Raw genomic sequence first — 23,585 nt, 5'->3', positions numbered from 1 at the left:
CGGTTCGTCACCGCCTAATACGGCGTCCGGCCGGCGCGCGTTGCCCGTAACTTTGGGTGACTACCGAGCACGGGGGGCAACGGCCGCGGCGAAGCGCGTTGCGACGGCCGCGACCGCGGCACGCAGCTCGTCGCCCCCTTCGACGTGGAAATCGAAGGGGATGGCCGCCAGCCACTCCTGCGCGTACATGGCCGGGTTGCTGGTGCTGCCGACGAGCACGCACCCGTCTTCGGCCGGGTGCAGCTGCCCCATCGGCGCCCCGATCCAGGGAGCGACGTCGGCCAGTGGGGCGTGGAACACGACGCGGGTGGGGAACTTCCAGCCGGTGCCGAGGTTTTCCTCCAGCGCCGCCACCGGGTCGAGGTCGCCGGGCGGCTCGAACTCGTGGGCGGTCTGCTCGACCGCGCGGACCCGGTCGACGCGGTAGGTGCGGACGGCGTCCGCGCGGTGGGAGTGGCACAGCAGGTACCAGCGCCCGTGGCGGGCGACGACCGCCCACGGGTCCACTTCGGCCTCCCACTCGCTGCCGCTTTCGCCGCGGTAGGTGATGAGCACCCGGCGCCGGGCCGCGACGGCGGTGACGAGGGTGCTGGTGGTGGCGGGATCGGGGCGGGCGGAGCGCCGATCGGGTGCGGCCGAGGCGTGCTCGCGCAGCGCGGCCGCTTGCCGGCCGACGTTCTCCGGCAGCGCCTGGATGACCTTGCCGAGGGCCGCCCCGACGAGGTTGTCGACGTCGGTGGCGGCCGGCTGGCCGTCGAGCACCGCCATGACCAGCCCCAGGGCTTCGGCCTGGGTGAACACGATCGGCGGCAGTCTCGTTCCCCGCCGGAGCCGGTACCCGCCGTGCGGGCCGCGGGCCGACTCGACCTGGATGCCGGCCTCCCGCAGGATCCCGACGTAACGGCGGGCGGCGCGCTCGGTCACGCCCAGCGCCTCGGCGAGCTGATCGGCCGTCGCGCCGGGACGGACCTGGAGGATCTCGAGGGCGCGCAGCGCCCGCGCGGTCGGGCTGACGTCGCTGGGCACCTCGCGCAGGCTAGACGAACTTTTGCTGATCCGGAAGCCGATTGTCCGGAATTGGCTATAGCGTGACGGGCCGAAGCGCCGCGGCGACCGGCCGCGCGGGAACAAGGGAGAACCGATCATGGACGTCCTGCTCATCGGCGGCCTGTGGCTCGACGGATCCGTCTGGGATGACGTCGCGTCCACGCTCCGCTCGCTCGGCCACCACCCGGTGCCGCTGACGCTGCCGGGCCAGGGCGACGGATCGGCTTCCGCCACGCTCGACGACCAGGTGGCGGCCGTGCTCGCCGAAGTGGACTCGGCTTCGGGTAAACCCGTGGTGGTCGGGCACTCGGCCGCCTGCGCCCTGGCGTGGCTGGCCGCCGACGCCCGTCCGGAGAAGGTCGCCAAGGTCGTCCTCATCGGCGGTTTCCCGACCGGCGACGGGAAGTCTTACGCCGACTTCTTCGAGCTGCGGGACGGCGCCATGCCCTTTCCCGGCTGGGCCCCGTTCGAAGGGCCGGACTCGGCCGACCTCGACGAAGAAGCCCGGCAGGCCATCGCGGCCGCCGCGATCCCCGTTCCCGAGGGGGTGGCCAAGGGTGTCGTGCGGCTGACGGACGAGCGCCGCTTCGACGTGCCGGTCGTGCTCGTGTGTCCCGAGTTCACCCCGGCCCAGGCCAAGGAAATGGTCGACGCCGGCGAGGTGGCCGAGCTCCCGAAGGTCAAGCACCTCGAGTACGTCGACATCGACTCCGGTCACTGGCCCATGCACACCAGGCCGGCCGAGCTCGCCCGCCTCCTCGCCGAAGCGGCCGAGCAGGCCTGACCCGCGGGCGCGACACGTCCGGGAGCGATCGCCCAAATGCGGCGATCCGGATCGGCGACGCTAAGGTCACCCGATCTTGCCACCGTTCCCGAAAGGACACTCCCGCCTTCATGAACTCCGACAACTCGCCGTCCGTCTTCGGCCCCGGTCTCGGGTTCGGTTCGGGCCTGGTCTTCGCCATCATCACGATCATCGCGCTGTGGAAGGTGTTCACGAAGGCCGGACGTCCCGGCTGGGCGGCGATCATCCCGATCTACAACGTCTACGTCCTGCTGAAGATCGCCGGCCGCTCCGGGTGGTGGCTGCTCCTGCTGCTGATCCCGCTGGTCAACCTGGTCGTCGCGATCATCGTCTCGATCGACGTCGCGAAGGCGTTCGGCAAGAGCGGGGTCTTCGGGTTCTTCGGGCTGTTCCTGTTCTCCATCATCGGCTACCTGATCCTCGCCTTCGGCGGGGCGCGGTACACCGGCCCTCCCGCCGCCGTGGCGCGCTGACGAACGTCCGGTGCCGGTGGCAGGATCGACGACCATGACCGACGCCGGATCACGGGCCGCCGACGAGGCCACGTTCATCGCGGCGGTCCGCGCCGGCGATCCGGCGCGGTTCGCCGTCGTCACGGAGCGGCACCGGCGTGAGCTGCAGGTGCACTGCTACCGGATGCTCGCGAACTACGAGGACGCCCAGGACATGACGCAGGAGACGTTCCTGCGGGCGTGGCACAAGCGGGAGACGTTCAAGGGCCACGCCACGCTGCGGACCTGGCTGTACCGGATCGCGACGAACGCCTGCCTCGACTTCCTGGACAAGCGCAACGACCGCACACCGGTACCGTCCGGGCTGCCGGAATCCGAGCTGCCGTACCTGCAGCCGTACCCCGACCGGATGCTCCCCGAGGACCCGCAGGAGTCGGTGGTGGCGCGGGAGACGATCGAGCTGGCGTTCGTCGTCGCCGTCCAGCACCTGCCGCCGCGGCAGCGGGCGGTGCTGATCCTGCGCGACGTCCTCGGCTGGCCGGCGCCGAAGGCCGCCGACGTCCTCGAGCTGACCGTCGCGTCGGTGACCAGCGCCCTGCAGCGGGCGCGGGTCACGATGCGCGAGCAGCTGCCCGGCCGCCGCCTCGACTGGCGGAGCCCCGCCACCCACGAGCTGTCGGACGACGAGCGCGGTGTGGTGAAGTCCTACATGGACGCCCACGAGCGCAACGACCTCGACGGGCTGACGGCCCTGCTGCGCGACGACCTGCGCTTCGCGATGCTGCCTGATCCGGGCACCGTGATCGTGGGGGCCGAGGACGCGGTGGACGGCTGGGTCTCCGGTGGGCTCTTCCAGCGCGGCAAGGACGACTGGCGCTGTGTCGCCACGACGGTCAACCGCATGCCGGCCGCCGCGCTGTACCTGCGCACGCCCGAAGACCCGGAGTACCGGCTGCTGAACATCGCGGTCCTGCACATCGCCGACGGGAAGATCGCCGAGCTCACCGGGTTCGACGTCACCGGCAAACCATGGCTGGGCCTGCCCCCGGCACTGTGACACCCGTGCCCCGCCGGCGGTTGCCGGCGGGGCTGCTCGGGCCCGCGCTCAGCGCCTCGTCTCGTACCGGGCCATCACCACACCGCCGGGAAACGTCCGCGTCTCCAGGAGGTTCAGGTCCACCCAGCTGTCCGGCGCCGTGAAGAACGGCGTGCCGCCGCCCACCAGGACCGGATGCGTGACGATCTCGTACTCGTCGACCAGCCCGGCCCGCATGGCGGCTCCGGCGAGCGTGGCGCCGCCGATGCGCATCGGGCCGCCGTCCTCGGCCTTGAGCCGGGTGATCTCGGCGACCGCGTCGCCGGTGACCAGTCGGGTGTTCCAGTCGACCTTGTCGATCGTCGAGGAGAACACCACCTTCGGGGTGTCCCGCCAGTTCCGCGCGAACTCGGCCTGCGCCGGGGTGGCGCCGGGCTGCTGGTCGCCGGTCGGCCAGTGGGAGCTCATCGCCTCCCACAGCTTGCGCCCGTACAGCGTCAGCTCGCTCGCCAGCTCCCGGTCGAGCCACCACTGGAACAGTTCGTCGCTCGGCGGCCCGCTCCAGCCGATGTCGTCGCCGGGCGCGGCGACGTAGCCGTCCAGGGTCAGGTTCATGCCGAAGATCAGTTTCCGCATCGTGCCAGCCTCTCGTGAGTGGGTCTCACAGGTACAGACGGGCGCGGCGGGAAAACCTGATCGGTGCCCTTCAGCGCGACAGCCCCGCTCGGGCCAGGACGGTGCCGAGGGCGGCGGGGTCGCCGCGCCAGGCGACGTGGGCGTCCGGGCGGACCAGCGTCCACGGCACCGCCGGGTCTGCCGGCGAGGCCGGCACGACCCGGTCCGCGAGGCCGGCGATGGCCGGCTGCGTCGCGTCCGGCGTCAGGAGCACGAACTTGCCCTCGCGCAGCACCTCGTACAACCGGCTCCCATCCCGCAGCGCGACGTCCTGCGCCCGCGGCGCGCCCGGGTAGTCGATACCGATGCCGGAAATGGTTCCCGCGGCCTTGCGCGCCACCGGCGGCAGCCGCAGCGCTGCACCGCCCACCACGTTGCGGGCCAGGCGCCCGGCCCGTGACCGGATCATCGCCATCCGGATGATGGCGCCGCTGCTGCGCAGCACCAGGCGGCCGACCGGGTGCCGCTCGTCCTCGTAGGTGTCGAGCAGCCCGGCAGGCGCCCGGCCCTGGACCGTCGAAGCGAGCTTCCAGCCGAGGTTCGCGGCATCCTGCAGGCCGGTGTTCATGCCCTGCCCACCGGCCGGTGAGTGCACGTGCGCGGCGTCCCCGGCCAGGAACACCCGTCCGGCCCGGTAGTGCGGCGCCTGGCGTTCGTCGCTGTGGAAGCGGGACATCCAGCGCGCCTCCCGCAGGCCGAAGTCGGTGCCCAGCGCGCGCCGGGTCACGTCGCGAATCTCGTCGAGGGTCACCGGCGCCGTGTCGGGGAGCTGGTGGCGGCGGTCCCAGGCGAAGATCCGGTACCAGCCGTCGCCGAACGGGGCGACGAACGCGAACGCGTCACCGACCGCGTTGGCCGCGAGCACGTCTTCGGGGGCGTCGGCCAGCCGCACGTCGGCGAGCATGATCGAGGTGAGGACCGACTTGCCGGGGAACGGCAGGCCCAGGGCGTCCCGCACGGCACTGTGCACGCCGTCGGCGCCCACCGCGTAGCCGGCCCGGACCACCGCACCGTCGTCGATGGTGAGATCGACGCCGTCGGCGTCCTGGTGCACCGCGGTCACCCGGGCGTCGCGCCTGATGCGCGCGCCGGCCGCGATGGCCCGCTTCGCCAGCACCTGTTCCACGTTGTACTGCGGGGTGATCAGGAGGTACGGGAACCTGGTCGGCAGGGTGGACAGGTCGATCCGCAGGTGGTCGAAGAGGCGTAACCGCTCGATGGGCGCACCGCCGGCGACGACTTCGTCGGCGAGGCCGCGGGCGTCCAGGTGTTCCAGCGTCCGGGCGTGGACGCCGAAGGCGCGGGTCAGGTTGGACTCGGTGCCACGGCGCTCCAGCACGGTCACGTCGACGCCGGCTCGCGCCAGGTCGCCGGCGAGCAGCAGCCCGGTGGGTCCGGCGCCGACGATCGCGACGGTGGTCCGCTCGGTCATGACGATCTCCTGTCTTGTTGGTCGTTCAGCGGGTTCGGAGCGCGCGTGCGCCGTCGTGGACGGGCCCGCGGAGCAGGGGCAGGGACAGCAGCAAGGCCAGTACGGCCAGCACGAGCGGAACGAGTGCGGTCCAGCCGAGGAGTCCGAACGGGACGGTGCCCGACAGGACCAGGGCGAGGACGGCGGACCGTGGTGCGGTCCGCCACCAGGCGGCGGCGACCAGCGCGGCCGCGCCGAGACCGCCCACGACCATGAGCAACGCGGGGCCGGCCGCCGCCATGAGCACCTCGCAGCCGGCCAGTGCGGTGAGCAGGACCCGCGGCCCGCTCCGCACCAGTGCCGCGGCGGTGTCGCGCCAGCTGTCGACGGTCAGGACGCCGGCCGTGGTGAGGAGGGCCGCGGGCAGGTACCAGAGCCGTCCGACCGTCGTGAGGCACAGCAGACCCGGCCCGATCAGCGCCAGGGAACAGGCGGCACGCGACAGCACGCTCAAGCCCGCCTTGCGCTGGCGCAGCGCGGCAAAACCCGCCACGGCGGCGAGCGCGGTGGTCAGGAGACCGAGGGCGCCGTGGGCCAGCTTGTCGCCGGTCAATTCGGGGATGCCGGCCCCGACGGTCGCCTGGATCAGGCCGGCGACCACGCCGAGCAGCGCACCGGTGGTGCCCAGGCCGGCGGTCGCGCTACGGCGGTTCATCGGGTCACGGACCGGGCGGAGCGCCGCGGAGCGGGCTGAGCGGTCCGGACGGGGTAGCCGACCCGGAAGGTCAGCAACGGCTGTGCCCCGCGTGGCAGCAGCTCGGCGAAGCGCGGTCCGAAGGTGGGAGCGACCCCGGTCTCGCGCTCACGGTCGATCCGTTCGGTGATCTGGTTCATGTGGTGCAGGGCGACGCCCCGGCTGGTCGCCGCGAGGTGGACGCGCTCGAGCAGCCGGCCGGCCTCGAGCTGGATGGCCCGGTCGTCGGGCGCGGCGGCCGTGATGACGCCGTACGCGGCGGCGGTCGCCGTGTGCACCGTGGCCGTCTGCTTCACCCAGAACCGGTCACCGTCCACGCGGGACGACGCGGGCAGCAGCCGGGAAACCGCCAGCATCAGCGGGCCGAACCCCTGACCGCCGAGCGTCAGCCCGTCCCGGTGCCGCTGGATTTCGTCGTCGTGGCCGCGGAACCACGCGAAGTTGTCCCGCGACTGCCGGTCGTCGGCGCACAGCGCCACCGCGGCGTCGACGAGGAGCCGGCTCAGTGCTGCCCGCGGTGCCGGGTCGGTGATCCAGTGCACCTCCAGGCCGCTCACGTCACTTCGGCCGGCCAGCTCGCCGAGCGTCTCGCGCGGTACGGCCGCGGCCTCGAAGGGACCGCGGTTCGTGTGCCGGTCGCCGATCGCGTCGTGGAGCGGGCTCGGCACCGGCGTGCCGGGCCGGACGTTGACCTCGGCCAGCCGCGGGCCGGCCGGGCCGTCGGGCAGCAGGGCCACCTCGGGCCGCAGCCCGCGCGCCTGGCACGCGAGCACGAGGTTCTCGAGCGCGCAGCCGATCCCGATGTGCTGCTCGCGCCGGAAGGGGTCGACCGTGCCGGTGCCGCGGCCGGCATCGACGAAGACGTCGACCGCGTCGGCGCGGATCCCGAAGATCCAGGGCTGCGTGTTGTGCGGGCTGGCCGCCAGCACGGCCGCGCCGACCGCGCCCAGCAGCCCGGGTGTGTCCCGCCAGTGCCGCCACGGGTCGTAGGCGTCGCCGTGCCCGGGGTCGAGCGCCGCGGTGTCGTAGACCCGATAGCTCAGGGCACCCGTTCCGGCGACGGCGATGGTCACCCCGCCGGCTCCGAGGAGCCGCAGGAGGCGACGGCGGTTCAGGGGGAGCCGCCGGTCGGGGCGAGCGGGCTCGGTGGTCGTGGCTGGGTCGATCGGGACGGTCCGCATGGCGAGCCTCCGTTCAGGCGGGGTGGGCCGTCTCAGATTCGTGAGCACCCTGGTGCCGCCGCAGCACCCGTTGGCGGAAAGCACCCGGGGTGCCAGAATGCGAGCGCCGTCGGTGAGCGGAGGTGGAACCGTCGTGACCTCGCATCGCCCCGCCGGCCCGCTTCTCGTGGTCAAGCAGGCCATCCCGCCGATGCGTGCCGCTGTCGTGCCGCGGACGAGGCTGGAGCACCGCCTCGACACGGCGGCGAAGCTCACCGTGGTGGCGGCACCGGCCGGGTGGGGGAAGACGAGCCTGGTGAGCAGCTGGGCCGCCGGCGCGGCGGCACGCGCGCCCGTCGCGTGGGTGTCGCTCGACGAGAGCGACGACGAGCCGGTCCGGTTCTGGAGCTACGTGCTGACCGCCTTGCACCGGGTGAGCGATCAGCTCGGCCCGGCCGCGGCCGACGCGCTGCTGGCCTCGGGGGACGGGCCGATTTCCCAGGCGTTGCCGCTGCTGCTGAACGAGCTGGCGGCGGCGTCGGCCGAGCACGTGCTGGTGCTCGACGACTACCACGTCATCACCCACCCGGAGATCCACGACAGCATGGAGTTCCTGGTCGCGCACCTGCCGGGGACGCCACTGCGGATCGTCGTCGCCGGCCGGTCGGGCCCGCCGTTGCCGCTGGCGAGGTTGCGCGTGCGCGGCCAGCTGACCGAGCTGCGCGCCGACGATCTCCGCTTCTCCCAGGAGGAATCGGCCGCCCTGCTGTCGGCCGTGGCGGCGGCCGAGCTGGATTCCGGTGCGGCGTCGGCGATCCTGGACCAGACCGAGGGCTGGGCCGCCGCGCTGCAGCTGGCCGGCCTCGCTCTGCGGAGCAGCCTGGCGAGGGGCGACGCGGCGCCACCGGTCCGCGGGGACGACCGGCACCTGTTCGACTACTTCACGGCGGAGGTGTTCCCTTCCCTCGCGCCGGCCCAGCGCGACCTGCTCGTGCGGGCCGCCCCACTGGAACTGCTGTCCGGCGCGCTGTGCGACGCCGCTCTCGACGTCCAGGGTTCGGCGGCGGTCCTGGCGGAGCTCGAACGAACCGACCTGTTCGTCGTCGCCCTCGACCGGGAGCGGGAGTGGTACCGCTGCCACCGGTTGCTGCGCAACGCTCTGGGCTGGTCCCCGGACGCGGCGCCCGGCAGCGCGACCCGTGACGTCCTGCGCCGCGCGGCCCGGTGGTTCGAGGAGCACGACCGGATCGACGACGCCGTCCGCTGCCTGCTGGACGCGGGCGACCACGCGGCCGCGGCCGGCTTGCTCCGGGCGCGGCAGCAGTGGTTCCTCGCACGCGGCTGGGCCGCGACGTACCTGGCGCTCGGGCAGCGGCTGCCCGAAGCGGCGGTACCGCCCCAGCTCGCCCTGTTCCTGACCTACGCCGCCGAGGTCAGCGGGAACCACGACCGGGTCGTCCAGTGGCTGGACGTCTGCGGCCGGCAGATCGGCGAAGACACCGTCGTCGACGACTGGCGGAGCCCGCGGGCCGCCGAGCTGAGCCTGCGCGGTGTGCTGGCGGTGAGCGCGTCCGACCCCGATCAGGCGGTGGCGCTGTGCGAACAGGCGGTCGCTCTCGAAGCGGCGGCGGGCACCGCCCGGCATCCGGTCGCGCTGGTGGCGCTGGGCCGCGCCTACGGGGTCGCCGGGCGGTTCGAGGAGGCGGCGCGCATCCTCGCCGACTCCTGGCGGATGCGCGGCCAGGGCCACTGGTCGACCGGGGTGGACCTCCAGGTGGCCGGGCTGCTGGGCCTCTTCCTCCTCGCGACGGAAGCCGGCGACGAGGCCGACCGGCTCCTCGCCGAGGCCGTCCCGGTTGCCGAAGCGGCCGAGCGTGACTGGGGCGAGGGCGTGGCCGCCCACGTCGTGGCGCTGGTCCGCCTCGTCGAGGGCCGCCGCAGCTACCAGCGGGGTGACCTGACCGCGGCCGGCGCCCAGCTGGCGCACGGCCTGCGCCTGGCCGAAGTCGCGGCCCGGTCCCTCTACCGGGTCGCGGGTCTGCTCTTCACGGCCGATGCCGAGCTGGGAACCGGAAGACGCGCCGCGGCGAGGGCCACGCTGGTGCGGGCCCGGGAACTGGCCGACAACGAGCCGGTCGCGCCGTTCCTGACGACCTGGCTCGAGGCGGCGGAGAACCGGATCGGCCGGGCCGCCGCCCGGACGGCGGCCGACGCGGGTGCGCTCTTCGAAGAGCTGACCGACCGTGAGCTGTCGATCCTGCGGCTGCTGCCCGGCACCGCGACGCAGCGGGAGATCGGCGCCGCGCTCTACCTGTCGATCAACACCGTCAAGGCCTACAACAAAAGCCTCTACCGCAAGCTCGGCGTCGGCGGACGGCAGGACGCGGTCCGCGCGGCCCGCCGGCTGGGCCTGATCTGAGCCACCCCGGGTGGTTCCCGGGGGCGGGTGGTGTGCCGGCCCCCGGCGGCGGTGGACCGTTCCCTCCGAGACGGCGCAGGCCGGGTTGGGAGGCAGGAGGTGTCGCGCTGCGAGGTCGTTGTGGACGGCCGGCTCGCCGAGCCTTTCCTCGAGCTGATCGAGAGCCGCTTCGGCGAGATCACCGTCCGGCCCGGCGCGGGGCGCGGAACCACCGTGACCGTCGACGGCCTGGACCCGGCGTCGGAGCGAGCCTTGCTGACCCTGCTCTGGGACACCGGCCACGACGTCGTTTCGATGCGTTCGACCCGCTGACTGCGGACGCCGGCGCCGGTAGTCGGGTAACTGCACCGTGCCGGGGTTCCCCACCGGTTCCAGGAGTGCCTGTCAGTGCGGTCCGGCTGGGTCGATCGGGCAGGGTTCCTGCGGCGGCGTGGCCGGTTCGCTAGTGTCGGGCGCTTCGGCGACGTGATCGTGAACTCTGCAGTAGGGGGACCCACGCGGTGAGTAATCCGCTGGTTGCACCAGTGAAGGATTCGACCAAGGCGTACTCGGGTGTGTCGATGCTGGAGTCGGCGGCCGACCTGAAGTCCGCGATCGAGTCCGGGGATTGGGCCTCCGTGGCGATGGGCGCGGTGGGGACGGCGCTGGACGCGTTGTCGATGGCGATGGACCCGTTCGGGGCGGTCCTCGCTGCCGGGGTCGGCTGGTTGATGGAGCACGTCGGTCCGCTCAAGGAAGCGCTTAACGGCTTGACTGGCAACGCGGATGAGATCGCGGCTCAGTCGGAGACGTGGAAGAACATCGCGACCGAGCTGGGGAGTATCGGTGAGGATCTGACCGGGATGGTCAAGGCCGACACCGTTTCCTGGACCGGCAATGCCGCCGACACCTATCGCCAGCGGGCCGATGACACGGTCACTTTGCTGGCCACGGCCCAGAAAGGCTGCGAGGGTGCTTCCAGTGGCGTGAAGACCGCTGGTGAGGTCGTCGCCGCGGTCCGGGCTCTGGTGCGGGACATCATCGCGGAGCTGATCGGGCACCTGATCAGCTGGGCGTTGCAGGTGGTGTTCACGCTCGGCATCGGGCTCACGTGGGTCGTCCCGCAGGTGATCGGTGCGGTGGCGAAGACGGCGTCGAAGATCGCGGACCTGGTGAAGCGTCTGGTGACGGCGTTGAAGGCGCTGATTCCGCTGCTGAAGCGCGCGGGGAACCTGTTTTCCGATGCGGCGAAGGCGTTGCGCAAGATCAAGCCCGGCAAGACCGCGCCGCCGCCGAAGCACGCCGACATCAACGGCAGCCCGAAGGGGCTGGACGGGCCCAAGGGCAAGGGCGGCGACTCGACCAGCACCGCCGGTGACCACAGTGGAGCCCCGGATGGCCACAAGGGCGACTCCGCCGACACCCCGGGGGACAAGGGCAAGGGCAACGGCGACTCCACCGGCACCGCCGGCGCGCACGGCAACGGCAACGGCAACGGCAAGGGCCCGGACAACTCGGGCAACCACCAGGGCGGCAACGGCTCCCGCGGCAACCCCGACGACACCACGCCCCAGGGAATCCGCGGCCAGGGGGAGAACAACCGCTCGATCGGCAACGAGGTCTGCGTGACCGACCCGGTCGCCGTCTCGACCGGGCAGATGGTGATGGAAGAGGTCGACGCCACCCTGCTCGGGGTGCTGCCCCTGGTGTTCCGGCGGACGCACTTCTCCGGCTACCGCGCGGGAATCTTCCTCGGCGGCGGCTGGGTGTCCACTGTGGACCAGCGGATCGAGGCCGACGAGCACGGGGTCAGCTTCGCCGCCGAAGACGGCACCCTGCTGCGCTACCCGCTGCCGGGCACGGACGACTGGGTCGTCGCCGAAGGCGGCCCGCTTCGCCCGCTGAGGCGCGCGCCGGACGGCGGTTACCTGGTCGACGACCAGGAGCTGGGCCGGCTGCTCTACTTCGCACCGGGCGGCGAACGGGCGTTGCTGACGTCGGTGACCGACCGCAACGGCAACGCCTTCGAGGTCGTGCGCGCCGAGGACGGCCTGCCGCTGGAGATCCGGCACACCGCCGGGCACCGCGTCCGCTTCGAGACCCGGGACGGCCTGGTCACCGCGCTGTTCGCGGTCACCGGCGACGGCGAGGTCGAGCTGGTCCGCTACGCCTACGACCGCCGGAACCTGGTCTCGGTCACCAACCCGTCGGGCCAGCCGATGACCTACACCTACGACCGCGCGGGGCGCATCGTGGGCTGGACCGACCGCAACGACGAGTGGTTCCGCTACCACTACGACCACGCCGGCCGGGTCGTCCGCACCGAAGGCTCGGGCGGCTTCCTGGACTGCGTGCTCGAGTACGACCCGGTCAACCGCGTCACCCGGTCCACCGACGCGCTCGGCCACACCTCCGAGTTCCACTTCAACGAAGCCGGCCAGGTGACCCGGGAGGTCGACCCGCTCGGACAGGCGACGGTCTCGGAGTGGGACGCCCGCGGCCACCTGCTGAGCTCGACGGACCCGCTGGGGCGCACCACCCGCTACCGCTACGACGAGCTCGGCAACCTCGTCGCCGAGATCCGGCCCGACGGCACGGAACGCACCTGGGACCGCGCCGCGGACGGGCGCTCGGTGACCGTCCACGAGGCACCCGGTGTCCTGACACGCCAGGAGTTCGACGAGCGGGGCAACCTCACCGCGGTCGTGGCACCCGACGGCGCGACCACCCGCTACCGCTACGACGGCAACGGGTTCACCGTCGCGCTGACCGACCCGGCCGGGGCCACCGCCACCATCGTCAACGACGCGGCCGGCCTGCCGATCGCGGTGACCGACCCGCTGGGCGCCGTCACCCGCTACGAACGGGACGAGTTCGGCCGCCTCGTCACGATCACCGACCCCGTCGGCGGCGTGGAGCGCTTCGCCTACTCCGTGGACGGAAACCTCGCCTGGCACCAGGACCCCGACGGGAGCCAGGACCAGTGGGTGCTGGACGGCGAGGGCAACAACCGGATGCACACCAGCGCGGCCGGCGCCGTCACCCGCTACGAATACGGCGGTTTCGACCAGCCGACGGCGCAGATCCTCCCGGACGGGAACCGGATCTCGGTCAGCTACGACGGCGAACTGCGGGTCGACGCGGTGACCAACGAGCAGGGCCGGGTCTGGCGCTACGAACGGGACGCGGCCGGGAACCTGGTCCGGGAGACCGACTTCGCCGGCGGCGTGACGACCTTCGGTTACGACGCGGCCGGCCGGCTCGTCGAGCGCGTCCGCCCCGACGGGCAGCGCACGACGTTCCGCTACGACCTCGCCGGCCACCTCGTCGAGCAGAGCGACGGGAGCCGCACCACCCGGTTCGAGATCAGCGCGACCGGGCAGCTGCTGTCGGCCGACGACGGCACCACGCGGATCAGCTACGAGCGGGACGCGGCGGGCCGAGTCCTGGCCGAGACGGTCAACGGCCGCACGGTGCGCTCCGCCTACGACGCCGCGGGCCGCCGGGTGCACCGGAGCACGCCGTCCGGCGCGGAAAGCGCATGGGAGTACGACGCCGCCGGGCTCCCGGTCGTGGCCCGGCTCGCCGGCCGGGACCTGCGGTTCGCCCACGACGCCGCGGGGCGTGAGGTGCGCCGCACCCTCGGCACCGGCGCCACCCTGCTGCAGACCTGGACGCCGAACTCGCAGCTGGCGTCCCAGGTGATCACCGACCGGGCCAGTGCCACCCGCCAGCAGCGCTCCTACGGCTACCGGGCCGACGGCGAGCTGGTCGCGCTGCACGACCAGGCGGCCGGTCCGCGCGAGTTCGGCCTCGACCCGCTCGGCCGGGTCACGGAGGTGCGGTCACCGCGCGGGGCCGAGTCCTACCGCTACGACGAAGCCGGGAACGTCACCGACGCGTCGTGGCCCACGGCCGAGGCGGACCTGGTGGGCCGGCGCACGTTCGCGGGCCCGCTCGTCACCACGGCCGGCGGGACGCGCTACGGGCACGACCGGCGCGGCCGGGTCGTGCTGCGGGAACGCACGATGCCGGGCGGCGCGAAGCTCACCTGGCGGTTCACCTGGGCCGACGACGACCGGCTCGTCGCGGCCGGGGTTCCCGACGGCAGCAGCTGGCACTACACCTACGACGCGCTGGGCCGCCGTGTCACCAAGGAGCACCTGGCCGCCGACGGCCGGACCCCGCTCGAACGCGTCGACTTCACCTGGGACGGGCAGCTGCTCGTCGAGGAGGCCCGGCACACGCCCGACGGCGTGCAGGCCACGGTGTGGGACTACGAGCCCGGTGACTACCGGCCGCTCTCGCAGCGCGGCCGCCTGGCCCGGCCGGGACAGGCGTGGGTGGACACCCGGTTCGACGCCATCGTCGCCGATCTCACGGGCAGCCCCGCGGAGCTCGTCGACGACCAGGGCCGGATCACGTGGTGTGCGCGCACGAGCGTGTACGGCGCTCCCGCCGGTGCGGGCTCCCCGGCGGCGACGCCCCTGCGGTTCCCCGGGCAGTACTTCGACGCCGAGACCGGTCTGCACTACAACGCCCAGCGCTACTACGACCCGGTGACCGCGCGCTACCTCAGCCCGGACCCGCTCGGCCTGGTGCCGGGGCCCAATCCCTACGCCTACGTGGGCAACCCGTTCGGGCAGATCGACCCGCTGGGCCTCGCCCCGCAGTCCTGTGGCAAGCCCAAGCTGTCGATCGACACGAACATCGGGAACCAGCCGATGAAGCAGTCGCCGGGCGGGGGGAAGTACAGCAATTCCCCGGGTGGCGACTGGTACAAGGAGTCGGCGCCGGCGGGGCCGATGAAGAACAAGAAGAACCGGCCGGCGGCGGGCATGGACAACCCCAGCTGGACGCACCAGAACATCCGGCCGATGTTCGAAGACGCGATGGTCAACAAGAACAGCATGCCGCCCGGCCTCAACACCACGCAGCAGAACAAGTGGATGCAGAAGAACGGCCAGTTCCAGACCTACCACCAGGACGGCACACCCGACCAGATCGTCCCCAAGAAGGACGCCATCATGGGGCACAACAAGGCGGCGGGCACCTACTTCAACGAGACCGGGCACAAGCTGCCGATCGACGACAACAAGCTCTACAACCGCCAGGGCAGCAGCTACGGCCAGGTCGAGTACTCGAAGCACTCGTCGGGCACCGGCGCGCACGAGGACAAGTACATGCCCCCGCGCCCCGACCGCGGTTCCCACCCGGGTTACACCAACCCGGCGGCGCCGGGCCACACGGGCGGTCCGTGGCCGTCGTACCCCCAGGCCCCGAACGGCCTGCCGCCGAACTCGTCGAACATCCTGCCCGACGGCACCCCGATGCCGAACGCGCCGACGACCGGACGGCCCCCGAACGGCCTTCCCGCGGTCCACACGCCGCCGGGATCGCCCATCGACGACCGTCCGTCGAAGCGGCCGAGGGTCGACTAGGTGATGTCCGGGGAGGTTGTCCCGGGTTGAGGCGGTGAGGGCCTGTCGTGCTGACAGGTGAAGGCCTCCAGAGGTGAAGTGGAGCTGTCCAGGAACCGCTCCACGCCTCCGGAGGCCTTCGTGTCCCACAGCCGCGGCAAAGACTACGTGCAGACCATCATCGACAACCACTCCCGCCTCGCCCACGCCGAAATCCACGCCGACGAGAAAGCTCACATCGTCCTCGGCGTCCTCCGCCGAGCGGCCGCGCTGGGCATCGCCCCCAGACGGACCCGGCCTTACCGACCACAGGCCCACGGCAAGATCGAGCGTTCCACCGCACCCTGGCCGACGGAGGGGCTTACGCCCGCTTCTGTCGCCTCGGCTACTCGAACACGCCGTAGCCCGCGACGGCGTGGGCCCGGACGCCGTCCATATCGAGCTCCACGCCGATGCCGGGGGTGTCGGGAAGCGTGATGTAGCCGTCCTTGACGATCGAGCCGCTGCCGTCGGGGGCGTGGACGTAGCTGTCCCACACCTCGCGTTCCTCGAGGGCGTGCCACTCCTGGACGAGGAAGTTGGGGATCGCGCCACATTGGTGCGACGTGGCCATCGTGCCCAGCGGCGTCGACACCAGGTGCGGTGCGAACGGGATGTAGTGCAGCTCGGCGAGGTTGGCGATCTTCTTGGCCTCGGCGAGACCGCCGCACTTCGGCACGTCCGGCTCGATGACGTCCACCGCGCCGCGTTCGAGCAGTTCGCGGAATCCCCAGCGCAGGTACAGGTTCTCGCCCGCGCAGATCGGCGTGCGGGTCTGCTCCCGCACCCGCACCAGCGCGTCGATGTTCTCCGCCGGCAGCGGTTCTTCCAGCCACATCAGGTTGAACGGCTCAAGCTCCCAGGAAATCCGGCACGCGCTCGGCACGTCGTAGCGGGCGTGCAGGTCGATGGCCAGGTCGACGTCCGGTCCGATCGCCTCCCGGACGGCGGCCACGCGCTCGACCATCGAGCGCAGCTCCGCGGCGTTGATCGTGTGGTTGAAATCGTCGAACTTGGCCGGGTGGTGCAGGTTGTCGATGTCGAACTTGATGGCGGTGAAGCCTTCGGCGACCATCCGCTGGGCCCGGTCGACACATCCGGCGATCGAGCCCGCCGGGTCGTCGCCGTCGCCGCAGTCGGCGTAGAGGCGGATCCGGTCGCGGAACTTCCCGCCGAGCAACCGGTACACCGGCTGGCCCGCGGCCTTGCCCGCGAGGTCCCACAGCGCGAGCTCGATCCCGGACAGCGCGATCACGAACACGCCGCTCTGGGCACCCGCGAAAACCTTGCTGCGGCGCAGTTTTTCCCAGCACCGCTCGACGTTGCGCGGGTCCTCGCCGATCAGGAGGGGCGTCAGCGAATCGATCATCCCGACGACGGCGCCCGCGCCGGCGTCGGGATTGGCTTCGCCGAAGCCGCTGAGGCCCTCGTCGGTGTCGATCCGCACCAGCGTGGCCTGACCGTGGTAGGCCACCACCGCCGTCGTGACGTTCACGATCCGCATAACTCTCCCGCCGCAGAGTAGTGCCTGGGGAAACGGTCTGTCGCGAGGTCCAACTTGTCCTATAAGCTGATGACATGCCAAGGAGACAAGAGTCTCCGGACGCTGTCAAGGTCCGGACTCTCCCGGTGCAGGTGGCGGCCCACCTGACCCGGCGCATCGTCAGCGGCGAAATCGAGGACGGCCGGGCGCCGTCGGAGCTCGAGATCTCGCAGGAGTTCGGCGTATCCCGGGTGGTGGCGCGGGAAACGCTCAAGATCCTCGCCTCGCTCGACATCGTCGACGTCGCGCAGGGCCGCCGCGTCGTCGTCCGCCCCCGCGCGGAGTGGGACTACCTGAACCCGTTGCTGATCGAGTGGCTGCCCGCGGAGATCGTCGACGAGCTGCTGCAGGAACTGCACCAGATGCGCGTACTGCTCGAGCCCGAGCTCGCCGCGATGGCCGCGACCGGCATCACCGACGAGACGCTGGCCCGGCTCGGGGACGAGATCGGGCGGATGTCGGCGCTCGAGGCGGATCCCGAGGCCTACCTCGAGGTCGACCACGAGTTCCACATGGAGATCTGCCGGGCGGCCGACAACCGCATCCTCGACCGGATCATGTACTCCGCCCGCTGGCTCGGCACGGCCAGCCGGCGTCTCACCAACGAGGCACCGGCCGGGCTGCGCCGCGCCACCGCCCAGCACACGGAGATCTACGAGGCGCTCGTGGCGCGCGACCCGGCGGCGGCCCGCGCGGCGATGCGCAAGCACCTGAGCAACAGCTACTCCACGCTCCTCGCGGAGAAGGAGCAGCGAAGCAAGCGGGCCGCCCGGCGGCGTTAGCACTCTGCACGACCGAGTTCCGGAACCGATGACGAGGACGGACGAGGCATGGCAGCATCCGCGATCAAGCCGATCCGCCTGGGGCTGATCGGCACCGGGCTCGCCGTCGAGAAGCTGCACTGGCCGGCGTTGCGGACCCTCGCCGACCGGTACGTGGTCACCGCGTTCACCGACTCCTCCGCCGAGCAGCGCACGCGGTTCGCGGGTTACAGCGGGACCGATCCGGCCCGGGCCGTCATCGACCGGGCCGCGCTGCTGGCCCGCGACGACGTGGACGCCGTGCTGATCTCGGTGCCGATCCCGCACCTGTACGAGGTGGCGCGGGACGCGCTCACCGCGGGCAAGGACGTGCTCTGCGAGAAGCCGGCCGGCGTCGACGCGGAGCAGGCCGCGGCCTTCCTCGCGCTGGCGGCCGGACATCGGAGCCGGACCTTCGTGATGGGGGAGAACTACTTCTACCGCGACGACCTGCGGTACGCCCGCGCACTGCTCGACGACGGCGCGATCGGCCGCCTGCACCTGATGGCGTGGCGGTTCGCCGGCCGGCTGGTGCCCCGCGAGGGCGGGTTCAGCGGGACCCCGTGGCGGCACCGGCCGCAGTACCGCGGCGGCGTGCACCTCGACTTCGGCGTGCACCACATCGCCCAGATCCGGCTGCTCTGCGGCGACATCGCGCGGCTGCACGGTGCCGTGCAGACGGCCAACAGCACGATCGACGCACCGTCGGACCTCGCGCTCAACCTCGTCTTCACCGGAGGCGCCATCGGCAACTACACCGCGTCCTTCCCCGAAATCCCGGTCCCGCCCGAACCCAACGAGATGCGGCTCTACGGCACCGACGGCGTGCTCGTGCTCGCCGGGTCCGAATCGGAGCGCCGCGTGACGCACAGCGGGTCCGACGCCACCGCCCACACGACGGTCTTCCGCGGCAGCGACAACGGCTACCGCGCGGAGCTCGTCGACTTCGCCGACGCCGTGCAGTTCGGCGTGCGGCCGGTCGGCAGCGTGGCGCAGAGCGTGGCCAACGCGATGGTCGTCCAGCGGGCGCTCGACTCCGCGGAACGGGCGGCGGTACTGGCGCTCGACCCCGTGCCCGGCGCGGGCCCGGTTCCGCTGTGGCGGCCCCGTGGCTCGGCCGGTCTGTTCGACGGGCTGCCGGGACAACGCATCAGCAGTTCGGCGTCCTTCGCCGCTTGAACGACCAGCTTTGAAGAACTCAGCTTTGAAGCACTCACAGCGTGGCACTCGCCTCGCTGTCCCGCCGGTTGCACCGTCGCCCCGTCGGTACGAGGAGTTGTCATGGAAGAGAAAATGGACCTGTCGAGGCGTACGTTCCTCGGGATGAGCGCGGGGGTGAGCGCGCTCGGCGTGCTCGGGCTCGCCGGGTGCGGGGGCGGCCCCGCACCGGCGCCGCAGGTCGACGTCCAAGTGCCCCAGGCGCTGCTCGATCAAGCTTCCAGACTCCGCGGCGGCTCGGTGGGGATGCTCTCGCAGAAGCTGTACTCGGAGGCCGCCAACAAGGCGCTGGACAAGTCGCTGCAGGTGTTCGCCCAGGCCACCGGCACCACCGTCCACAACGACCTGGTCTCCGGCGACGCCGGCGACCTGGTCGCGAAGATGGACGCCGAGGTGAAGGCGGGCACCAACCGCGATCTGGCGTTCATGAGCGACCTGCGGTTCGTCGGCCAGCTCCACAACCTCGGTGCCCTCACCGACGTCACCGACGTGGTCGACGAGATGAAAGCGCTTTACGGGGAACCCGCGACGGAGGCGGCCAACTACTGCGTGTTCGACGGGCGCTGGTTCGCGATCCCGTACCACTTCATCGCGACCGGGATGTACCTGCGCAAGGACTGGTACCAGGAAAAGGGCCTCCCGCTCAAGCTCCACTACACGTGGGAAGAGCTGCGCGACAACGCGCTGGCGGTCTCGGACCCGGCGAAACGGCGCTTCGGCTGGGGGCTCACGGTGAACCGCTCCGGTGACGCCAACGGCTTCATCCAGAACGTCATCAGCACCTACGGCGGGGCGATCGCGGACAACACCGGCACGAAGGTGGTGTTCAACTCGCCGGAGACCGTCGCGGCCGTCACGTTCATCGGCGACATCTACACGAACCCGAAGTACGCGCCGATGCTGCCGCCCGGCATCGGCAGCTGGACCGACTCGAGCAACAACGAGAACTGGCTGGCCCAGATCCTGGGGCTCACGCTCAACCAGTTCAGCGTCTACGCCGACTCGAAGACCAAGAAGAACCCGGTCTACGCCAACACGCACCCGTTCAACGGTGCCACCGGACCGGCGGTCGACCGGCCGCTCGCGTACGGCCAGTCCAACTCGTTCGTCGTGTTCAAGGGGGCGAAGAGCCCCGACCTGGCCAAGCTGGTGGCGAAGTTCATGGTCAGCGGGAGCGCGCTGCTCGGGGTCGCGAAGGAAGCACCGTGCCTGGTCAACCCCTCGTGGGACAAGGTGTGGGACTCCGACCCGTACTACACCACCGGTGACCCGGCCTTCGCCGCGCTGCGCGAGCAGACCCGCGCGGTGCTGCCGATCAAGACCAGGACCGGGTACGCCTTCCCCCAGGCGCCGAGTCCCGGCGAGCAGGCCGCCGTCGCCGCCTACCTGCTGACCGACATGATGCAGTCGGTGATCCAGGGCGCCCGGCCGGCCGACGCCGTGGCCGCGACCCACACCCGGATCGTCCAGATCTTCGAGCAACAGGGCTACCGGCAGTGACCATCCTGCGTCCGAAGAGGACACACCCGGCGCCGGCCCGTCCGGCGCCGGGCGCGTCGTCCTCGCTCACGCGCACGCAGCGGCGGCTCGGGCGCGACTGGCGCCTCGCCGCGGTGTTCATCGGGCCGACGCTGGTGCTGGTCGCCGGCCTGATCCTGGTCCCGATCATCAGCTCGGTCTTCACCAGCGCCACCGAGCGCCACGGTGCGGGCACGGTCTTCGTCGGGCTGGACAACTACACCGCCCTCATCCGCGACTCCCTGTTCCACAAAGGAGTGCTCAACTCGTTCGTCTTCACCGCCTACGCCGAGATCTTCAAGGTGGTCTTCGGTCTCATCGCGGCGATGATGCTCCACCACATGCGCCGCGGCCGGGCGGTCATCGCCGGGGTGATCCTGCTGCCGTGGGTGATCCCGACGGTCGTCACGGCCTTCACCTGGCGGTCGTTGCTCGACCCGATCTTCGGCAGCGTCAACGTCCTGCTCACCGACTCCGGGATCGGGCCCGGCCTGGCCGCGATCGGGCTCGTCGACAAGTGGCCCGCGGAGTGGCTGTCCGATCCCGCGCTCGCGATGCCGGCGGTCATCCTGGTCAACGTGTGGAAGGGCATCCCGTTCTTCACGGTGACGTTCCTCGCCGGGCTCAAGGCCATCGACAGCGGGCTCCACGAGGCGGCGATGATGGACGGCGCCTCGCCGTGGCAGCGTTTCGTGCACATCACGCTGCCGGGGCTGCGCCCGGTCATGATCGTGACGACGCTGCTGTCGTCGATCTGGACGTTCAACAACTTCGACCTGATCTGGCTGATGACCCAGGGCGGACCGGGGGACGCCACCGCCCCGTACGTGATGGTGGCCTACTCGAAGGCCATCCAGCAGCTGCAGCTGGGCGCGGGCGCCGCGGTCACGCTGGTGATGCTGCCGGTCATCGCCGTCCTCGTGGTCATCCTCGTGCGGATGATGCGACGCAGCGACCAGCCGGGCGCGGCCGACATGGGGCGCCGGCGGCTGAGTCCCGCTCAGCGCCGGGCGCTGCCGTGGGTGATCGTCGCGGGCTCGGTGCTCCTGCTGGTCTGGGCGTCGCCGCAGATCATCTGGAAGGCCGCGCTCGTGCTGGGCGTGTTCGTGGTGCTCGCGGCCGCCGTCGGACGGCTCGTCTCCACGCTCGCCGCGCGCGGCAACCGGCTCGCCGCCCGCCTCGTCGGTGGTGGCGGCTCCGGGGTCGCGCTCGTGGGCCTGCTGGGCTTCGTGCTCGCCCCGATCTACTGGATGACGGTCACGGCCTTCAAGTCCGACGACCAGATCGTCGCGCGCACCGACGACCTCTGGCCGACCCCGTGGAGCACCGAGCAGTTCACCAACCTGTTCTCGGGCCGGGCGTTCGGGACCTGGTACCTCAACACGATCCTGGTGTCGGTGGCGTCCACGGTGATCGCCCTGGTCTGCGCGGCGCTGGCCGGCTACGCGCTGGCACGGCTGAAGTTCCGGGGTTCGGAGAGCTTCACGGTGACGATCCTGCTCACCTACGTGATGCCGGGCGCGCTGCTGTTCATCCCGCTGTACCAGCTGATGAGCGGGATCGGGCTCAACGACTCGCTGTGGTCGCTCGTGCTCGCCTACCCCACGTTCACCCTGCCGTTCGCGACGTGGCTGCTCGTGGGCTACTTCAAGTCGATCCCGGCCGACCTCGAGGAGGCGGCGCTGGTCGACGGCTGCACGCGGTTCGGCGCGTTCATCCGGATCGTGCTGCCGCTGGCCAAGCCGGGCCTGCTCGCGGTCGCGCTGTTCACGCTCACCAACGCGTGGAACGAGTTCCTGTTCGCTTTCGTGTTCATCACCAAGGACGACTACAAGACGCTGCCCGTCGGCATGCAGTCGATGATCTTCGGTGACGTCGTGCCGCAGGGCCAGCTGGCCGCGGCGTCGCTGCTGGTCAGCATCCCGGTCGTGCTCATGTACGGGTTCGGGCAGCGGTTCCTGACCGAGGGCCTCACCGCGGGAGCGGTGAAGGGATGAGCGAGATCACCGAAGAGCACGTCGCGACGGCGTCCCGGCCGAGCGAGCTGCGCATAACCGACCTGCGCGTGGCCACGCTGGCCGGTGTGCCGTTCCGCTCGTCGATCATCCGGATCGACACCAACCAGGGTCTCGTCGGCTACGGGGAGGTGCGCGACGGGGCGAGCGCCACCTACGCGCTGATGCTCAAGAGCAGGCTCGTGGGGGAGAACCCCTGCAACGTCGACAAGATCTTCCGCAAGATCAAGCAGTTCGGGTTCCACGGCCGCCAGGGCGGCGGCGTCTCCGGCGTCGAGATGGCGCTGATGGACCTGGCCGGCAAGGCGTACGGCGTGCCCGCGTACGCGCTGATCGGGGGCCGGTTCCGGGACGAGATCCGCTGCTACGCGGACACTCCGTCGCTGCCGGACCCGCACGAGATGGGCACCCGGCTGCTGGAGCGCAAGCAGCGCGGGTTCACGATGCTGAAGATGGACGTGGGCGTCGACCTGCTGTGGGACGTGCCGGGGGCGCTGATCGCGCCACCGGGCGCTCGCGAAGACGTGACGACGATGCACCCGTTCACCGGCATCCAGGTCACCGCCAAGGGCGTCGAGCATCTGGTGTCCTATGTGGACATCGTGCGGTCCGTCGTCGGCTACGACGTCGCGCTCGCCGCCGACCACTTCGGCCACATCGCCCTCGACTCGGGCATCCGGATCGGCCGCGCGCTGGAACCGTTCACCCTGGCGTGGATCGAGGACCTGATCCCGTGGCAGCTGACCGGCCAGTGGCGGCAGCTCACCGAGGCCGTCGCCGTCCCGACGTGCACGGGGGAGGACATCTACCTGCTCGACGGCTTCCGGCCGCTGCTGGACGCCGGCGCCGTCCGCGTCGTGCACCCCGACCCGGCGACGGCGGGCGGGATCGCCGAGACCAAGCGGATCGGTGACTACGCGCAGGAGCGCGGGATCGCGATGGCGCTGCACCTGGCGGCGTCACCGATCGCGACGATGGCGTGCGTGCACCTGGCCGCGGCCACGGAGAACTTCCTCGCCCTCGAACACCACGCGGCCGACGTGGAGTTCTGGAGCGACCTCGTCACCGGCCCGCTGATCCAGGACGGCCACATCACCGTGCCGGACACGCCGGGACTGGGGTTCGGGGACGTCAACGAGGAGCTGCTGCGCCGCCACCTCGACCCGCGCGATCCGGTGTTCTTCGCCGAGACGACGCACTGGGACGAGGAGTCGAGCCACGACCGCCTGTGGAGCTAGGCGCGGCCCGGTATTCTTGCCGGCGGCGGCAATCCCGGTGCCGCACAGACGGGCGA

At 71.6% G+C, this 23,585-nt stretch carries 17 protein-coding genes; 11 read left to right on the top strand and 6 right to left on the bottom strand.

Annotated features, from left to right (window positions below):
• Positions 1 to 60: 60 nt before the first annotated feature.
• Positions 61 to 1,026 carry a helix-turn-helix transcriptional regulator gene (locus ACIOD2_RS07190; RefSeq protein WP_400535271.1) on the bottom strand — a complete coding sequence of 322 codons (966 nt, stop codon included), beginning with the start codon at positions 1,024 to 1,026 and terminating at the stop codon, positions 61 to 63.
• Between the two features lie 118 nt (positions 1,027 to 1,144).
• Here ACIOD2_RS07190 and ACIOD2_RS07185 point away from each other — a divergent pair, with 118 nt between their 5' ends.
• The 3 genes from ACIOD2_RS07185 (at position 1,145) to ACIOD2_RS07175 (ending at position 3,361) form a co-directional block, all read left to right on the top strand.
• Positions 1,145 to 1,831, top strand: a complete 687-nt coding sequence (locus tag ACIOD2_RS07185; protein ID WP_400535269.1) for an alpha/beta fold hydrolase — start codon at positions 1,145 to 1,147, stop codon at positions 1,829 to 1,831.
• Between the two features lie 110 nt (positions 1,832 to 1,941).
• Positions 1,942 to 2,325 (top strand): DUF5684 domain-containing protein, encoded by a 384-nt coding sequence (locus ACIOD2_RS07180; protein WP_400535267.1) that lies wholly within the window; start codon positions 1,942 to 1,944, stop codon positions 2,323 to 2,325.
• A gap of 34 nt (positions 2,326 to 2,359) precedes the next feature.
• The gene (locus tag ACIOD2_RS07175) at positions 2,360 to 3,361 is read left to right on the top strand and encodes an RNA polymerase subunit sigma-70 (protein ID WP_400535265.1); all 1,002 of its coding nucleotides are present in this window, start codon (positions 2,360 to 2,362) and stop codon (positions 3,359 to 3,361) included.
• Between the two features lie 48 nt (positions 3,362 to 3,409).
• Here ACIOD2_RS07175 and ACIOD2_RS07170 read toward each other — a convergent pair whose 3' ends face one another.
• The 4 genes from ACIOD2_RS07170 to ACIOD2_RS07155 form a co-directional block, all read right to left on the bottom strand.
• Positions 3,410 to 3,976: a dihydrofolate reductase family protein gene (locus tag ACIOD2_RS07170; RefSeq protein WP_400535263.1), complete on the bottom strand. Its 567-nt coding sequence runs from the start codon at positions 3,974 to 3,976 to the stop codon at positions 3,410 to 3,412.
• Positions 3,977 to 4,046: 70 nt separating this feature from the next.
• Positions 4,047 to 5,447 carry an FAD-dependent monooxygenase gene (locus ACIOD2_RS07165; protein WP_400535261.1) on the bottom strand — a complete coding sequence of 467 codons (1,401 nt, stop codon included), beginning with the start codon at positions 5,445 to 5,447 and terminating at the stop codon, positions 4,047 to 4,049.
• A 25-nt stretch (positions 5,448 to 5,472) separates the two neighbouring features.
• Complete coding sequence (locus tag ACIOD2_RS07160; RefSeq protein ID WP_400535259.1) at positions 5,473 to 6,141, bottom strand: hypothetical protein; 669 nt, start codon at positions 6,139 to 6,141, stop codon at positions 5,473 to 5,475.
• Positions 6,138 to 7,361 (bottom strand): Acg family FMN-binding oxidoreductase, encoded by a 1,224-nt coding sequence (locus ACIOD2_RS07155; protein ID WP_400535257.1) that lies wholly within the window; start codon positions 7,359 to 7,361, stop codon positions 6,138 to 6,140. Before ACIOD2_RS07155 ends, ACIOD2_RS07160 begins: the two co-directional genes overlap by 4 nt.
• Before the next feature lie 133 nt (positions 7,362 to 7,494).
• Here ACIOD2_RS07155 and ACIOD2_RS07150 point away from each other — a divergent pair, with 133 nt between their 5' ends.
• The 3 genes from ACIOD2_RS07150 (at position 7,495) to ACIOD2_RS07140 (ending at position 15,179) form a co-directional block, all read left to right on the top strand.
• Positions 7,495 to 9,759, top strand: coding sequence for a LuxR C-terminal-related transcriptional regulator (locus tag ACIOD2_RS07150; protein ID WP_400535255.1), 2,265 nt, complete (start codon positions 7,495 to 7,497; stop codon positions 9,757 to 9,759).
• 99 nt (positions 9,760 to 9,858) lie between these two features.
• Positions 9,859 to 10,071 carry a hypothetical protein gene (locus tag ACIOD2_RS07145; RefSeq protein ID WP_400535253.1) on the top strand — a complete coding sequence of 71 codons (213 nt, stop codon included), beginning with the start codon at positions 9,859 to 9,861 and terminating at the stop codon, positions 10,069 to 10,071.
• 212 nt (positions 10,072 to 10,283) lie between these two features.
• A complete protein-coding gene (locus ACIOD2_RS07140; RefSeq protein ID WP_400535251.1) occupies positions 10,284 to 15,179 on the top strand; it encodes an RHS repeat-associated core domain-containing protein in 4,896 nt (1,631 codons plus the stop codon).
• 364 nt (positions 15,180 to 15,543) lie between these two features.
• Here the strand turns inward: ACIOD2_RS07140 and ACIOD2_RS07135 are convergent, their stop codons facing one another.
• Positions 15,544 to 16,701 (bottom strand): mandelate racemase/muconate lactonizing enzyme family protein, encoded by a 1,158-nt coding sequence (locus tag ACIOD2_RS07135; protein ID WP_400535249.1) that lies wholly within the window; start codon positions 16,699 to 16,701, stop codon positions 15,544 to 15,546.
• 74 nt (positions 16,702 to 16,775) lie between these two features.
• Between ACIOD2_RS07135 and ACIOD2_RS07130 the strand changes: the two genes are divergently transcribed.
• From ACIOD2_RS07130 to ACIOD2_RS07110, 5 genes are all read left to right on the top strand, one after another.
• Positions 16,776 to 17,522, top strand: a complete 747-nt coding sequence (locus ACIOD2_RS07130; protein ID WP_400535247.1) for a FadR/GntR family transcriptional regulator — start codon at positions 16,776 to 16,778, stop codon at positions 17,520 to 17,522.
• 48 nt (positions 17,523 to 17,570) lie between these two features.
• Positions 17,571 to 18,719 (top strand): Gfo/Idh/MocA family protein, encoded by a 1,149-nt coding sequence (locus tag ACIOD2_RS07125; protein WP_400535245.1) that lies wholly within the window; start codon positions 17,571 to 17,573, stop codon positions 18,717 to 18,719.
• 102 nt (positions 18,720 to 18,821) lie between these two features.
• Positions 18,822 to 20,258 carry an ABC transporter substrate-binding protein gene (locus ACIOD2_RS07120; RefSeq protein ID WP_400535243.1) on the top strand — a complete coding sequence of 479 codons (1,437 nt, stop codon included), beginning with the start codon at positions 18,822 to 18,824 and terminating at the stop codon, positions 20,256 to 20,258.
• Positions 20,255 to 22,273 carry an ABC transporter permease subunit gene (locus tag ACIOD2_RS07115; RefSeq protein WP_400535241.1) on the top strand — a complete coding sequence of 673 codons (2,019 nt, stop codon included), beginning with the start codon at positions 20,255 to 20,257 and terminating at the stop codon, positions 22,271 to 22,273. Before ACIOD2_RS07120 ends, ACIOD2_RS07115 begins: the two co-directional genes overlap by 4 nt.
• Entirely contained in the window at positions 22,270 to 23,529 is a 1,260-nt protein-coding gene (locus tag ACIOD2_RS07110; RefSeq protein ID WP_400535239.1) for a mandelate racemase/muconate lactonizing enzyme family protein, read from the top strand. The genes ACIOD2_RS07115 and ACIOD2_RS07110 overlap by 4 nt, the downstream gene beginning before the upstream one ends.
• Positions 23,530 to 23,585: the final 56 nt, after the last annotated feature.

Origin of the sequence: Amycolatopsis sp. NPDC088138, from assembly GCF_044741685.1 — a bacterium.
Classification (GTDB): domain Bacteria; phylum Actinomycetota; class Actinomycetes; order Mycobacteriales; family Pseudonocardiaceae; genus Amycolatopsis.
The sequence above is the reverse complement of the archived record's forward strand: the minus strand, read 5'-3'. Positions and strand labels throughout refer to the sequence as shown.